Here is a 14,326-nt window from a genome sequence, read left to right on the forward strand (position 1 = left end):
TGCTTTGCACTAGGTATGGAACTGACACCTCGCGAAAAAGACAAGCTGCTGATCTTTACCGCCGCCTTGCTGGCCGAGCGGCGCCTGGCCCGGGGGCTCAAGCTGAACTACCCCGAGGCGGTGGCGCTGATCAGCGCCTTTGTGATGGAGGGCGCGCGCGATGGCAAGACCGTTGCCCAACTGATGAGCGCCGGCCGCACGGTGCTCACGCGCGCCGACGTGATGGAGGGCATTCCCGAGATGATTGCCGATATCCAGATCGAGGCGACCTTTCCCGATGGCACCAAGCTCGTCACCGTGCATGAGCCCATTGTCTGAACCTCCCATTTTTCTCGCGCACTCGACCACTATGAACTTCAAGAAATTCTCTGCCGCGCTGGCCACCGCCGCTGCGGCTTTGCCGCTGTCAGCCATGGCCCATGTGGGCGCCGATGGTGGCGGCCACCATGGCTTTTTGAGCAGCTTTGGCCATGCCTTTGCCCATCCGTTTACTGGCGCCGACCATATGGCCGCGATGTTGGCCGTGGGCGCCTGGAGTGCGCTGACGGTGACGCCCGCCTGGCGCGCACCGGCCGCCTTTGTGGCCCTGCTGGTGGCGGGGGCGCTGGCAGGTTTTGCCGGTCTGTGGGTGCCCGGCGTGGAGCCGATGATTGCCGCATCGGTGCTGGTGCTGGGCCTGCTGGTGGCGGTGCAAAAGCAGATGCCCTGGGTGCTGGCCGCTGCGCTGGCCGGGGTGTTTGCGTTTTTCCATGGCGCGGCCCACGGCTTTGAGCTGGCGGCCGATTCTGCGCTGGCATCGGCGGGCGCGCTGGCGGGCATGGCGCTGGGCTCGGCCTTGTTGCATGTGGGCGGCATGGTGCTGGGCAAGGCCCTCATGCAGCGCCACCGCTGGCTGGCCAAGCTGGCGGGCGGGGCCACCGCGGTCTTGGGCGCGGCCATGCTGACGCGCCTGGCCTGACGAGGAGCGGCACCATGATCCCAGGTGAACTGCTGCTGGACGAGGGCGAACACACGCTGAACCCCGGGCGCCGTACCACCACGCTGGTGGTACACAACGCGAGCGACCGGCCCATCCAGGTAGGGTCGCACTACCACTTTGCCGAGACCAATGCCGGCCTGAGCTTCGACCGCCAGGCGGCGCACGGCATGCGACTGCATATTGCCAGCGGCATGGCGGTGCGCTTTGAGCCCGGCCAGCAGCGCACGGTGGAGCTGGTGGATGTTGGCGGCGAGCGGCAGATCTACGGTTTTCGCGGCCTGGTGCAAGGGGCGCTGGAATGAAGCCCGGCATGCTGTGCCAGCGTTCTAAGACAGGATGGTTCTGATGGCAACAATGGACAGACGCGCATACGCAGAGACCTATGGGCCCACGGTGGGTGACCGCCTGCGCCTGGCCGATACCGAACTGGTCGTGCAGGTGGAGCAGGACTTCACCCTGCGTGCGGGCGGCTACGGCGAAGAGGTGAAGTTTGGCGGTGGCAAGACCATCCGTGATGGCATGGCGCAAAGCCAGCGCAGCAGTGCGCAGGGCGCGATGGACACGGTGCTGACCAATGCGCTGATCATCGACCACTGGGGCATCGTCAAGGCGGACATTGGCCTGAAGGCCGGCCGCATTGCCGCGATTGGCAAGGCCGGTAACCCGGACACGCAGCCGGGTGTGGACATCATCATTGGCCCGGGCACCGAGATCATCAGCTGCGAAGGCATGGTCGTGACCGCTGGCGGCATCGACACGCACATCCACTTCATCGCGCCCCAGCAGATCGAAGAGGCGCTGACCAGCGGCGTGACGACGATGATTGGTGGCGGCACCGGCCCGGCCACCGGCACCTTTGCGACCACCTGCACGCCCGGCGCCTGGAACATGGAGCGCATGCTGCAGGCGGCCGATGCCTTCCCGATGAACCTGGGCTTTCTGGGCAAGGGCAATGCCAGCCTGCCGCTGGCCCTGCATGAGCAGATCGATGCCGGCGCGATTGGCCTCAAGCTGCACGAGGACTGGGGCAGCACGCCGGCGGCCATCGACAACTGCCTGGATGTGGCCGAGCTCACCGACACCCAGGTGGCGATCCATACCGATACGCTCAACGAAAGCGGCTTTGTCGAAGACACGGTGGCCGCGTTCAAGGGCCGCACCATCCACACCTTCCACACCGAAGGGGCGGGCGGCGGCCATGCGCCCGATATCTTGAAAGTGGTGGGCGAGGCCAATGTGCTGCCCAGCTCGACCAACCCGACGCGGCCCTACACGATCAACACCTTGGATGAGCATGTGGACATGCTGATGGTCTGCCACCACCTTGATGCCGGGATTGCCGAGGACCTGGCCTTTGCTGAAAGCCGCATCCGCAAGGAAACCATTGCGGCCGAGGATATCCTGCACGACATTGGCGCCATCAGCATGTTCAGCTCCGACAGCCAGGCCATGGGCCGGGTGGGTGAGGTGATCCTGCGCACCTGGCAGACGGCGCACAAGATGAAGCTCCAGCGCGGCGCCTTGCCCGGCGACAGCGAGCGGCATGACAACTTCCGCATCAAGCGCTACATCGCCAAGTACACGATCAACCCGGCCATTGCCCATGGCATCAGCCATGAGGTGGGCAGCCTCGAAGTGGGCAAGTGGGCCGATATCGTCATCTGGAAGCCGGCCTTCTTTGGCGTCAAACCCAGCTGCATTCTCAAGGGCGGCTTTATCGCGATGGCGGCCATGGGTGACCCCAATGCCTCGATCCCGACACCCCAGCCGGTGCACTACCGCCCGATGTTTGGCGCCTTTGGCGGGGCGATTGCCAGGACCTCACTGACCTTTGTCTCGCAAGCGGGCTTGGCTGCCGGCATTGGCCAGCGCTTTGGCCTAGCCAAGACCTTGTCGGCTGTCAAAGGCATACGCGGCTTGCAAAAGCAGCACATGGTGCACAACGACCTGGCGCCGCACATGGAGGTCGATGCCCAGACCTATGCGGTGCGCGCCGATGGCCAGCTGCTGACCTGCGAGCCAGCGAGCAGCCTGCCGATGGCCCAGCGTTATTTTCTGTTTTGAACCGGTAAGGACCCATGGCAAGCCCATTGATTTTCAAGCTGGACCCCGTGACCGACGCGCGCGTGCTGGCCTTTTTGGAAGCGCACCTGAGCGATATGCGCCGTATCTCGCCGCCCGAGAGCGTGCATGCGCTCGACCCCGCGCAGCTGCGCGCGCCCGGGCTGCAGCTGTGGACCGGCTGGACCGCTGCGCAGGAGCCCAAGGCCTTGGTCGCCACCTGCGCGCTCAAGACCCTGGATGCCGGCCACCTGGAGCTCAAATCGATGCGGGTGGAGGCGGCGCAACGCGGCTCAGGTGCTGCCCAGCAGGTGCTGGACCATGTGCTGGCCCAGGCCCGGGCGCAGGGGGCCACGCGCATCAGCCTGGAGACGGGTACCGAGGCCTTTTTTGCGCCGGCGCGCCGTTTTTACGCGCGCAATGGCTTTGTCCCCTGCGCACCGTTTGGCAGCTACCAGCCCGATCCGAACAGCTGCTTTATGCGCCTGGAGCTGCCATGACGGACGGGGCGATGCTGCAAGTCTCCAAATGCCTGCCCGCTGGCCAGGGCCTGGCACCGGCCCTGCGCAAGCGCGCGAGCTTTGTCGAGCTGGACTGGGATGTGCGCCAGAAATCGCGCTTTTCGGCCACCGACAGCAGCGGCCGTGCGCTGGCGATTTTTCTGCCACGCGGTCAGGCCGTGCGCGGAGGCGATGTGCTGGTGGCCGAGGACGGCTCGGTGATCCAGGTGGTGGCCGCGCCGCAGAAAGTGCTGCATATCAGCGCTTGCGCGCAGCATGACTCGGCTTTTGACCTGATGCGCGCCGCCTACCACCTGGGCAACCGCCATGTGCCCATCGAGCTGCAGCCCGACCACCTCAAGATCGAACCCGACCATGTGCTGGCCGACATGCTGCGCAGCATGCATATGACCGTGGTCGAGGCGGAACTGCCTTTTGAGCCGGAAGGCGGCGCCTATGGCGGGCATGTCACCAACGATGGCCACAGCCACCATGGGCATGGCCATGGGCACAGCCATGACCATGGGCATGGCCATGCCCATCCGCATCCGCATCCGCACCACCTCGGATGAGCACGCCGCTCCTCACCCTCTCACCCGCCAGCTTTTTGCAGCTGATGTGGCTGGCTTCGCCGGCTTTGCCGATCGGCGGCTTCTCCTATTCGGAGGGGCTGGAGGCGGGCGTGAATGCCGCGCTGGTGGGCAACGAGGCGCAGGCGGCCGACTGGATTGCCGAGCAGCTGCAGCTCAGCCAGGCCCGGTGCGATATGGCGGTGCTGGCCCAGGCCATGCAGGCCTGGCACAGCGATGAGCGTGCGTGCCTGGTGGCCCTCAACGCCTGGGTTCTGCAGACGCGCGAGAGCAGCGAGCTGCGCCTGCAGACCGAGCAGATGGGGCGCTCGCTGGTGGCCTGGTTGCAGAACCGCTATGCCGATGATGGCGAAGCGCTGGCCCGGGTGGCCTGGCTGGCTGGCCAGGATGCAAGCTACCCGCTGGCCTTTGCGCTGGCCGCGCACCTGGCAGGCGCAGGCGCGCGCGATGCGCTGCTCGCCTATGCCTTTGGCTGGGCCGAGAACATGGTGCAGGCAGCGATCAAATCCGTGCCGCTGGGCCAGAGTGCCGGCCAGCGCATTCTGGCGCGGCTGGCAGAGGCGATACCGGCGGCGGCCGAGCATGCGCTGGTGCTGGGCGATGACCAGCGCCAGGCTTTTTCCCCGATGCTGGCCATTCTTTCGGCCCGGCATGAACACCAATACTCACGGCTTTTTCGATCATGAGCACTGCACTGCACCACATCCCCCACCGCAGCAAAAAGCTGCCTCCGCTGCGCGTTGGTATCGGCGGGCCCGTGGGCTCGGGCAAGACCACCATCTTGGAGATGCTGTGCAAGGCCATGCGCGACAAATGGGACCTGATCGCCATCACCAACGACATCTACACCAAGGAAGACCAGCGCCTGCTGACCGTCAGCGGCGCGCTGCCAGCCGAGCGCATCATGGGGGTGGAGACGGGCGGCTGCCCGCACACGGCGATCCGCGAAGATGCCTCCATCAACCTCGAAGCCATCGACCGCATGCTGGGCCAGTTTCCCGATGCCGATATCGTGTTTATCGAATCGGGCGGCGACAACCTGGCTGCCACCTTCAGCCCCGAGCTGTCGGACCTGACGATCTATGTGATCGATGTGGCGGCCGGCGAGAAGATTCCGCGCAAGGGCGGCCCCGGCATCACCAAGAGCGATCTGTTTGTGATCAACAAGACCGATCTCGCCCCCTATGTCGGCGCCAACCTGGAGGTGATGCGCAGCGACACCGAACGCATGCGCAGCGGCCCCAAGGGCACCAAACCCTTTGTGATGACCAACCTGAAGACGCTCGATGGCCTCGATGAGGTGGTGGCCTTTATCGAAAAGCAGGGATTGCTGCTGGGCTGAGTTGCCGTACCGAGGGCATCAGCTCTGGGGCGTATTGAGGCTAAAAGCCGTATGGGGGTGATCGCGTCCCTGCTCTGCAATCCAGGCCAGCCAGTCCTGCGCGCTGATCTGTGTGCGGCCTTGCAAGGCCGGGGGCAGGGCCTCGTACACGAGTGCCTCCAGCGGCTGCTGTTCGCCATCGGCTAGTTTCACATCCAGGGTCAGCACGCGCTTGGTGTACTCGCCCACATCCTGGGGCCAGATGCCTTCGATGCGGTCCATCGCCTGCTCCAGCGCATCGTTCAAGGGGTAGACCTCGGCGAGCACCAGGCCGCTGCCCTGCAACTGCAGGCCCGGGTACCAGCCCAGGTCAAACAAGGTGCCGGTCAGCAAGCTGCGGCCCAGGCAGCTGATGCCAGGCTGCAGCCGGGCAATGTCGTTGACGCCCCCGGCACGCAAGGTGCCATAGACGGCGACATGGCCCGCGCCGCAGGGGTGCCAGGGCGGGTTGCGGATGGGGTGTTCTGGGGGCGGAGTCTGCATCGAATGCTGTGGTCGGTATGGATCAGCCGGCCTGCGCAGGCCGGCCGGCTGCCTGCCGGGTCTTGGCGATTTCGCGGCTGGGCAGTGGGGTCTCGCCGGTCGCCATGCGCATCAGCAGGCAGTGCAGCATCTCGGTGGACAGGCCATGAAGCACCAGGCGGTGGCCGGCGCGCAGGGTGGACAGGGGTACCAGCGGGTGCTTGTTGTTGAGCATCACCAGGTGCTCGGGCGAGGACAGGATCTTGGCCGCATAGATGGCAACGGTTTCATCGAGCTGCAGCGAGTTGCTGGCGCGCCAGAAGTCGTTGTCGGTCAGCAGTAGCTGGTAGACCGGCGTGTAGACCTCGATGGCGCTTTGCAGATCGAGAATGTTCAGCCGGCCATGGGGCATCGCGGCCAGCTGCAGCGGCGGGTCACAGAGCATGCCAAAGTCGGGCTCGGCCACCGGGCCCATGTGCTGGCCGTGGCTGCGCAGCGTGGTGTTGAGCCGGATGACAAAGTTGAACAGGTTCAGGTCGTGCTTCAGGAACAGCTCGTCCTTGATGTCATCGATCTCCATCGGGGCCAGCGGCTTGGTGGGCACGGGCGTGGGCGCATTGGCGCCGATAAAGCTCAGGATCTGCGAGCCCAGGTGGAAGTGGCGCATGATGAGCCAGTTCGCCTCGGGCGAGACAAAGCGGTTCATGCTGAAGGCCAGGGTGCGGTGCAGCAGCTTGGAATGCGCCCAGCGCTTGGGCAGCAGCACCTTGAGCACCTGGATCAGAATGATGCTGATGCGCGCAAGCGGCCGGATGAAGGGCAACAGAAACTGGCGCGAGCGGCTGCTCGAATCCTTGAGCCAGGCGGCCTTGACATGGTCGGGCAGCGGCGTGCTGTCGTCCAGGTAGAGCGCGAGCCAGGGGTTGGGGTCGCGCTCGTCGTGGGGGATGTCCCGAAAATCGGTCATCGTGCGCGCTCCGAGGCCGTGGCTTCCAGAATGTGCCGGAACTGCATCAGGTAGAGCGCAGAGGTATGGCGTGCGGTCGCGGCAATCGCTGCTGCGGCGGTGCCGGTCTCGTCCAGCGCCATCACCATCTGCACCGCCAGCAGCCAGCGCTCCAGGTGGTCTTCGTCATTGGCGCCGTGGTACTCCAGAAAGCGGAAGCACTCTGGGCCCAGCGCCAGGTGCTGGCGCAACAGCGGCAGCAGGCTGGGAACGATGCGCTGGCCCGTACCTTCAATGATGTAGATGGCGCCCAGGAGGCCAATCGGGTTGGGAGTGGCTGCCAGGCTGTGCAGGTAGCTGTTGAGCGCCTCGCCGCCGGGGTTGCGGCGCAGCTGCTGGATGTCGGTTTCGGTGCCCCCGGCATTCAAGTAGTCCTGGTGCAGGATCTTGAAGTCGTTCTGCTCCTCGCTGGCATGCACGCCCATCAGCGCAGCCAGCTCGGCATAGGCCCCTGTGAGCGAGGTGGCACCTTCGCGCATCCACAGGCTGCCTTCGCGCACCTGCGGCACCCATTGGCTCATCCAGCGCACATAGTCGGCCTGCTGGATCTGGCCGCTGTGGATGCGGTGCACCAGCGGCGTGCGCCAGACCTGGGAGCGGTAGTCATGCCAGATGCTGGCCAGCTCGGTCAGCAAGGGCGCCAGGCCCGCTGGGGCTGCGGCCGGATCATGGGGCGGGGCGATCAGCGCGCTTTCTGCAGCGGCTGCGGCCTGGGGCGCGCGTTGGGCCGGGGTGCTGGCGCTGGTGGCAGACGTGCCAGCAGGCGTGCTGCGCTCCACCTCCAGCAGCATATAGCCAGCGGTAAAGCGGCCGGACTCGGGCACAAAGCACAGCATGGTGTCGCCGGGTTTCAAGCGCTCATGCTGGGTCTGCAGGTATTCGGCGATCATCACAAAAATCGAGGCCGCGCCGGTATTGCCGCGCCAGGCCAGGTTGCTCCACCAGCGCTCCCGCGGGATCGACAGCTGCGCCTTGTTCAGCAGCTCATCGACGACGGGAATGAATTTCTCGGACGAGTAGTGGCACAGAAAATGGTCAATGCCGCGCTCGGGCAGCCAGCCCTGGTGGGCGATGCGGGCGTACTCGTGGATGCAGACATCGAAGAGGTGGGGCAGCAGGCGGATGTCCTGGCGCAGGGACAGCGCGCCTGCGGCCTCGGCCTCGGCCCAGGAGGGGAAATCGAGGTGGCTGCGCTGGCGGTCATGCGTGAGGCCCAGCTGCATGCACACCGGGTAGTCGCCGGCAAAGCTGCGCTGGTGGGTCCAGCGCAGTTTGAGGCGCAGGTCGGGGCGCTGGGGCAACGCGGCGCCCTGGCCCAGCAGCACGGCGCCGGCGCCATCGCTCAGCATCCAGCGCAAAAAGTGCGCATCGAAATCGGTGTTGTAGTCCTGGCCCGCGTAGCGCGAGCGCTTGAAAAGGCGCGAGGGCATCTCGCTGGCCACCGCCAGCGCATGGGCATGCGTGCCGTGCTCCACCGCCAGCGCCGCGCTTTGCAGCGCACCCACGCTGGCCGCGCAGACGCCCTGCACGCTGAGCAGCTCCATCGGCGGGGCGGCCATCTCGCCCTGGATCATGCTGGCAAAGCCGGGCATCAGCGCGTCGCCGCCAGAGGACCCGCTGGCCAGAAAGCCAATGTCGGCCAGCGGCCGCGCGGCCTGCGCCAGGGCCGCTTCGATGGCGCCCTTGGCCATTTGCGCATTGCTGTAGCGGGTGCTGCCATCGGGCGCAATCGCGTAGTGGCGCTGCTGGATGCCGTTTTCCGCCAGGATGCGGCGCTTGATGCGTTCGGACAGGCGGTTGAGTGGTGCGACATAGGCATCCATGCCGTCGTTGGCAATGGGGGCGCCGGGCATGAAGTGACCGGCGGATTCGATATAGACCTGCGAATAAGCGACTGGCATAGATGACTACTTTTTCTCCATAGGCGGCATCAGCGACCGGCTGCGGGCCGATCGGCAAACCATCCCTCCAACAAAGACCCGTGCCATATAGGGCAACAGGCCTGCCTCATTGAGCGCCGGGTGGACCCGGTGTCGGTATTCTTCAGCATGCAAACGGGTCAACGCGGACCAGTGGGCATGCGGGCATTCATGGTGGGCGGTGTGCAGGCCAATATTAAAGAGCAGCGGGTTGACCCAGCCTTCAAAATTGCGCGCGTAGTTCAGCATGCCACCGTCGGTATCGTTTTTGGACTTTGGGGACTTGCGGCCATCGGCATGTGCATGCTGCAGGTAGTTGGTGGCCAGCAGCCAGTGCAGGCCATGGAGCTGGGGCAGGATGACAAAGACCAGCGCCTTTTTCCAATCCAGCGCCAGCAGCCCCGCCCAGTTGCCCAGCCACAGTGCGTACTGGCCCATGCAGTAGCGAAAGGCGCCGGGCTGGCGCCGGCGCAGCCCCGCCAGCCAGCGGATGAACAGCGGGTACAGCACCCAGGCCGCCTGCAGCGGGTGGAGCAGGTAGCCCCATAGGTGGTTGCTGTCACCGCCAAAGCGGTAGGTGCGGGCGATGTCCTGCTCGCCATGCTTGTAGCGGTGGTGGTTGGCCACATGGGCGGGCCAGAACACAAAGGTAGGGTGGCCCTGCAGCAACGTCAGCGCATAGTCGGTGGCGCGGTTGGCCCAGCGGCTGCGGGGCCCCGTCCACATGCGCAGGTGCGTGTGGTTGTGGTGGATGACGCCGATGCCCAAGGTCAAAAATAGCTGGACCAGATAGAGCCACCAGACCAGGCCATGCTGCCACTGCCAGGTGGCGATCAGCGGCAGGGCCAGCATGTAGAGCAGCGATTGCCAGTCACGCCAGTGGCGCAGCCGGGGCAGTGTGCGGGAGGCGGTGGCGGGCAGGGGCGGGCTGTCGTCGCGGGTCATGCCAACCGGGTCAAGCAGCGGGGCGGCCTGGGGCCGGGCGTGGAGGGCGCGGGGGCAGCGGGTCTGCTTCGCTGCGCATCAGGCGGTCCATAAAGGCCAGTGCAAAGCCATAGTTGCCGGCGGGCCGGGCATGGTGCAGGTGGTGGCGGCGGCTGGCAGCCAGCGGGTGGCGGGGCCCTACGCGCGGGAAGAAGTCGTAATTGGCATGGCCTACGGCGTTCAGGAAGATGCTGAACACCGGCACCGAGGCCAGCGACCAGAAGGCAAAGTCATGCAGCACCATCGGCAGCAGGATCACATTGCCCAACATCATCGCCTCGATGGGGTGAAAGCTGTAGGTCGACCAAGGCGTGACGACGACCGAGCGGTGGTGGTCGCCATGGAAGCGCTTGAACCAGCGCGTGTGCAGCAGGCGGTGGTTGATCCAGAAATGCACATCGTTCCAGATCAGCAGCACCCAGATCTCGATGGCGATTTGCCAGCCGCTGGGCGCCACTGCAAAATGCGCCCAGCCCAACTGCACGAAGCCCCAGGGCACGACCATGCCCAGGCCAAACACCAGGATCGAATGGAAAGACTGGCGCCACTCGCGCCGCAACTGGTCGGGCTTGAGCGGCCGGGTATCGAGCACCTGGCCGATGCCGCGTCGTTGTAGAAAGCCGGTGAGCGCCGTCATGCCCAGGCCACCCGCCACATACAGGACACTGAAAAATGCCAGGCCCCAAGCCATCACCTGCCAGGCGCTGAGGTCGGAGAAGACTTGGGCGGCCGTCATTGCGCGCGGATGTTCTGCTCTTTGATGATGGCGCCCAGCGCCTTCACATCGGCATCAATGCGGTTTTTCAGGCCTTCGGGCGAGCTGCCCACCGCCTGCCAGCCCTGCAGGGCGAGCTTTTGGCGCATCTCGGGGCTGCGCACGATCTCGCCGACGGCCGCAGCGAGCTTGTCGACATGGGCCTTGGGCATGGCCTTGGGGGCGGCCACGGCGTTCCAGATTTCCATGTCGTAGTTGGCAATACCCAGCTCCTTGAGGCTGGGCAGGCCGGGAGCCAGCGGGCTGCGGGCGGCCGAGCTCACGCCAATGCCGCGCAGCTTGCCGGCCTGGATCTGGTTCATCGCCAGTGCTGGTGGCAGCATCGAGAGCTGCAGATCGCCGCCCTGGATGCCGTTAAATACCTGCGGGTAGCCGGGGTAGGGGATGTGCTCGGGCTTGATCTTGGCACGGCTCTTGAGCAGCTCCATGCCCAGGTGGCCGATGGTGCCCACGCCAGGTGAGCCATAGCTCCAGCTGCTGCCCGCCTGGCTGGCGGCCTCGAAAAAGGCCTTGCCCTCCGGGGCCTTGGCCGGGGCGACCAGCACCAGCGGGGCCACGCCAATCAGGCCGACAGGCTGCAGATCGGTCAGCGGGTCGTAGCGGATCGCGGGGTTGAGCAGCTTGGCAATCGTCATATTGCCGTTGATCATCACGCTGAAGGTGTAGCCGTCGGTGGCGCGCGCCACGTATTCGGCGGCGATGTTGCCGCCAGCCCCGACCTTGTTCTCGACGATGATCGGTTGGCCCAGGGCCTTTTCCAGCGGCTCGGCCAGCGCGCGGGCGGTCAGGTCAGGCGAGGATCCTGCCGGGAAGCCCACGATCAGGTGCAGGGGTTTACTCGGCCAGTTGTCCGCAGCCAGGGCGCCGGTGCTGGCGAGGGTGGCCAAAGTGGCTGCCACCAGGCAGCGGCGGGACAGGGAAAAATGCATAAAAGCTCCAGATTCGCATGGCTGCCCGCATGGGTGGAGGTTTATCCGTCTGTACGTCCGCCGGGCTCATACGGGCCATAAAAAAAGCGCACAGGCCGGAGGCATGTGCGCTTTGATTATCGCCAATTGCGATATGGATGTGTGCTGCGATAGCAGATCGTTGCAATACGGCTTAAGCGTATTCGGCCAAGGCCTTGCGCATCTTCTTCATCGCTGCCGATTCGATCTGGCGAATCCGCTCGGCGCTGACGCCGTAGACAGCGGCCAGGTCGTGCAAGGTCATGCCGCCCGAGCCATCGTCGTTCACCTTGAGCCAGCGCTCTTCCACAATGTGGCGGCTGCGCTCGTCCAGGGTGGCCAAGGCTTCCTGAATGCCATCGGTGGCCAGGTAGTCGCGCTGGCGCGACTCGATCATCGCGGTGGGCTCATGCGAGGCGTCTGCCAGATAAGCGATCGGGCCATAGGCCTGCTCGCCGTCATCGGAGGGGCTCGGATCGAGCAGCACATCGCCGCCCGACAAGCGGGTTTCCATCTCGATCACGTCTTCGCGCTTGACATTCAGGTGCGCGGCCATCGCGTCGATTTCGCTCTCGGAGAGCGTCTCGCGCTGCATCGCGCCGTCTTCCATGCCCGCTTCGGCCTTGAAGCCCTGCTTCATCGAGCGCAGGTTGAAGAACAGCTTGCGCTGGCTCTTGGTGGTGGCCACCTTGACCATGCGCCAGTTCTTCAGAATGTATTCGTGGATCTCGGCCTTGATCCAGTGCATGGCGTAGCTGACCAGACGTACGCCCTGGTCCGGGTCAAAGCGCTTGACGGCCTTCATCAGACCGACGTTGCCTTCCTGGATCAGATCGCCGTGCGGCAAGCCGTAGCCCATGTACTGGCGGGCAATGGATACCACCAGGCGCAGGTGCGAGAGCACCAGGCGGCCGGCGGCCTCTACATCACCGTTTTCCTTGAGTTTCTTTGCATAGCCCAGCTCTTCCTCGGGGGTGAGCATGGGGATGCGGTTGACCGCAGTGATGTACGCGTCCAGATTGCCCAGGGGTGGCACCAACGACCATGGGTTTGCAGGAGCCAATGCGGTAGAAATGGTGGCGGCTCCAGAATGAGTTGTCACGCTAGAAGTCCTTTCGTCTATGCGATACATAGTAACACCGGTAGGAGTCCCTTGATGCTGTGGGAGTTCCCATGCTGCAGTGCGGTAATCTCGGGTTTAAGTTCTGACTAAGAACGGCGAGGATTGGCGTAGATAAAGAATAGCTTGCTCCTGATTTTGATGCTATTCACATTTCTTTATCGCGACCATAGCGGCTGGCGGGGCGCTGTCTGACACCCGTTTCCGCTTTCAGGGCAGTTGGAGTGGGCAGTCTGTGGATAAGTTCCATACTGGCGACTAAAAATCTGGATATATTCTCAGTGGTTGGGGTGCTGTCAAGCAGCCTTTCAAATGCAGCGTGTTTGATAAAAATCATGGAGTTGAATAATGCATCCCTTGGCCATGAACCCCGGCCCGGCCGGCCACTACCTGGTGGCATGGGCCAGCACGACGGTGGACAGTGAAACGGCGGCCCAGGCGCTGGCCCAGGCGGGCGTGAAGGCCCGCCTGGCGGCCTGCGCCCAGGTCGAGAAAATCCATTCGCACTACTGGTGGGACGGTCAGTTGCAGCAGACCGATGAATGGCGCATTACCTGGAAGACCACGCCCCCCAGCCTGCTGGCCTTGCAGCGTTTGCTGCTGCCGCTGCACCCCTATGCGCTGCCGCAGTGGCTCTGGGGTGAGAGCGCGGCCAGCCCCGCCTATGCGGCCTGGGTCGCGGCGGAAGTGGGCTCTGCGCTGCAGGTGTGAAGGGCTACGGCGTCTGGTCAGCCTTATCAGACGGGCAGCACAGCCACGCCCTGGGCGCCGAGCGCTGCCAAGGCCTCGGTGTTGGCGGGGTGGGCATTGGTGATCAGCGTCTGCTGGGTGGGTGGGCAGGCGACGGCGTAGCGGCTGCGCAGTCCTATCTTGCTGTAGTCGGCCAGCACCAGCATGGACGAAGACTGCTCGGCCATGGCGCTGGCCAGGCTCGCTTCATGCTCGTTGCCAAAGGTCACGCCATCCTGCGCGCTGATGCCCACCGGCGAGAGCAGCGTGACATCGGCGCGGTAGCGGCGGATCTCATTGAGGGTGACCTCGCCATAGGTGCAGGGGATCTCGGGGTTGGTATCGCCGCCCAGCAGCACCACGCGCATGCGGTTCGCCGTGCCAGCGGGCGCCTGGGTGCCAGCGAGCTTGAGGGCCACGGTGATGGAGTTGGTGACCACGACCAGGCGGCTGATCAGGCTGAGCTCTTCGGCCAGGATGGCCGTGGTGGTGCCGGCATCGATAAACACCATCTGGCCCGGTTGCAGACGCTTGACCGCCGCCTTGGCGATCGCGCGCTTCTCGGCCACGCGCAGCGCCTGGCGTTGCACAAAAGGGGGCTCGTCTTGCGTGACGCGGGCGACGCCGCCATGCACGCGCCGCACCAGGCCCATGGATTCGAGCGCCAGCAAATCCTGGCGCACCGTTTCGCGGGAGACCTGCATGTCCTGGATGAGTCTTTCGGTGCTGAGCCGGTCGATCGAGGCGAGCAGCGACTGGATGCGGACAAAGCGGTCTTCTTGCAGCATGGATGCGTTTCCTTCAAGGGCAGTCCGGCAGCGCGGCCTGCGCTATTTTGCAGTAGCGGCCTGGACGGCCGTGTGTAATCAAAAA

General features: G+C 64.9%; 17 protein-coding genes. 9 read left to right on the plus strand and 8 right to left on the minus strand.

Going from position 1 to position 14,326, the window contains the following annotated elements; genetic code table 11:
• Nucleotides 1-15: 15 nt before the first annotated feature.
• Genes N4T19_RS21270 through ureG form a run of 8 tightly spaced genes read left to right on the plus strand, consistent with a single transcriptional unit; the run spans nt 16 to nt 5,472 of the window.
• Entirely contained in the window at nt 16-318 is a 303-nt protein-coding gene (locus N4T19_RS21270; protein ID WP_116924691.1) for an urease subunit gamma, read from the plus strand.
• Nucleotides 319-349: 31 nt separating this feature from the next.
• Complete coding sequence (locus N4T19_RS21275) at nt 350-958, plus strand: HupE/UreJ family protein (protein WP_116924692.1); 609 nt, start codon at nt 350-352, stop codon at nt 956-958.
• A 14-nt stretch (nt 959-972) separates the two neighbouring features.
• Nucleotides 973-1,281 carry an urease subunit beta gene (locus N4T19_RS21280; RefSeq protein ID WP_116924693.1) on the plus strand — a complete coding sequence of 103 codons (309 nt, stop codon included), beginning with the start codon at nt 973-975 and terminating at the stop codon, nt 1,279-1,281.
• Nucleotides 1,282-1,324: 43 nt separating this feature from the next.
• Nucleotides 1,325-3,043, plus strand: a complete 1,719-nt coding sequence (ureC, locus tag N4T19_RS21285; RefSeq protein ID WP_182345097.1) for an urease subunit alpha — start codon at nt 1,325-1,327, stop codon at nt 3,041-3,043.
• A 14-nt stretch (nt 3,044-3,057) separates the two neighbouring features.
• Entirely contained in the window at nt 3,058-3,540 is a 483-nt protein-coding gene (locus tag N4T19_RS21290; protein ID WP_260718960.1) for a GNAT family N-acetyltransferase, read from the plus strand.
• Complete coding sequence (gene ureE, locus N4T19_RS21295) at nt 3,537-4,112, plus strand: urease accessory protein UreE (protein ID WP_260718961.1); 576 nt, start codon at nt 3,537-3,539, stop codon at nt 4,110-4,112. Before N4T19_RS21290 ends, ureE begins: the two co-directional genes overlap by 4 nt.
• Complete coding sequence (locus tag N4T19_RS21300) at nt 4,109-4,816, plus strand: urease accessory protein UreF (protein WP_260718962.1); 708 nt, start codon at nt 4,109-4,111, stop codon at nt 4,814-4,816. Before ureE ends, N4T19_RS21300 begins: the two co-directional genes overlap by 4 nt.
• Nucleotides 4,813-5,472 (plus strand): urease accessory protein UreG, encoded by a 660-nt coding sequence (gene ureG / locus N4T19_RS21305; RefSeq protein WP_260718963.1) that lies wholly within the window; start codon nt 4,813-4,815, stop codon nt 5,470-5,472. The genes N4T19_RS21300 and ureG overlap by 4 nt, the downstream gene beginning before the upstream one ends.
• Nucleotides 5,473-5,490: 18 nt before the next feature.
• Here the strand turns inward: ureG and N4T19_RS21310 are convergent, their stop codons facing one another.
• The 7 genes from N4T19_RS21310 to rpoH all read right to left on the minus strand — a co-directional run bounded on the left by N4T19_RS21310 (nt 5,491) and on the right by rpoH (nt 12,736).
• Nucleotides 5,491-5,994: a gamma-glutamylcyclotransferase family protein gene (locus N4T19_RS21310; protein WP_260718964.1), complete on the minus strand. Its 504-nt coding sequence runs from the start codon at nt 5,992-5,994 to the stop codon at nt 5,491-5,493.
• Between the two features lie 22 nt (nt 5,995-6,016).
• Nucleotides 6,017-6,940 (minus strand): DUF6999 family protein, encoded by a 924-nt coding sequence (locus N4T19_RS21315; RefSeq protein WP_260718965.1) that lies wholly within the window; start codon nt 6,938-6,940, stop codon nt 6,017-6,019.
• On the minus strand, nt 6,937-8,880 hold the full coding sequence (locus N4T19_RS21320) for an iron-containing redox enzyme family protein (protein ID WP_182345102.1): 1,944 nt from the start codon (nt 8,878-8,880) through the stop codon (nt 6,937-6,939). Before N4T19_RS21320 ends, N4T19_RS21315 begins: the two co-directional genes overlap by 4 nt.
• A gap of 6 nt (nt 8,881-8,886) precedes the next feature.
• Nucleotides 8,887-9,750, minus strand: coding sequence for a fatty acid desaturase (locus N4T19_RS21325; RefSeq protein WP_409935213.1), 864 nt, complete (start codon nt 9,748-9,750; stop codon nt 8,887-8,889).
• A gap of 103 nt (nt 9,751-9,853) precedes the next feature.
• Nucleotides 9,854-10,618, minus strand: a complete 765-nt coding sequence (locus N4T19_RS21330) for a sterol desaturase family protein (RefSeq protein ID WP_182345103.1) — start codon at nt 10,616-10,618, stop codon at nt 9,854-9,856.
• Nucleotides 10,615-11,586, minus strand: a complete 972-nt coding sequence (locus tag N4T19_RS21335) for a Bug family tripartite tricarboxylate transporter substrate binding protein (RefSeq protein ID WP_182345104.1) — start codon at nt 11,584-11,586, stop codon at nt 10,615-10,617. Before N4T19_RS21335 ends, N4T19_RS21330 begins: the two co-directional genes overlap by 4 nt.
• 172 nt (nt 11,587-11,758) lie before the next feature.
• A complete protein-coding gene (gene rpoH, locus N4T19_RS21340; protein ID WP_052329887.1) occupies nt 11,759-12,736 on the minus strand; it encodes an RNA polymerase sigma factor RpoH in 978 nt (325 codons plus the stop codon).
• Nucleotides 12,737-13,072: 336 nt separating this feature from the next.
• Here rpoH and cutA point away from each other — a divergent pair, with 336 nt between their 5' ends.
• Complete coding sequence (gene cutA / locus N4T19_RS21345) at nt 13,073-13,435, plus strand: divalent-cation tolerance protein CutA (protein WP_232539545.1); 363 nt, start codon at nt 13,073-13,075, stop codon at nt 13,433-13,435.
• Between the two features lie 26 nt (nt 13,436-13,461).
• Here the strand turns inward: cutA and N4T19_RS21350 are convergent, their stop codons facing one another.
• The gene (locus N4T19_RS21350; RefSeq protein ID WP_260718967.1) at nt 13,462-14,241 is read right to left on the minus strand and encodes a DeoR/GlpR family DNA-binding transcription regulator; all 780 of its coding nucleotides are present in this window, start codon (nt 14,239-14,241) and stop codon (nt 13,462-13,464) included.
• Nucleotides 14,242-14,326 lie beyond the last annotated feature (85 nt).

This window comes from Comamonas squillarum, from assembly GCF_025309455.1.
In the GTDB taxonomy this organism is placed as follows: domain Bacteria; phylum Pseudomonadota; class Gammaproteobacteria; order Burkholderiales; family Burkholderiaceae_C; genus Comamonas; species Comamonas squillarum.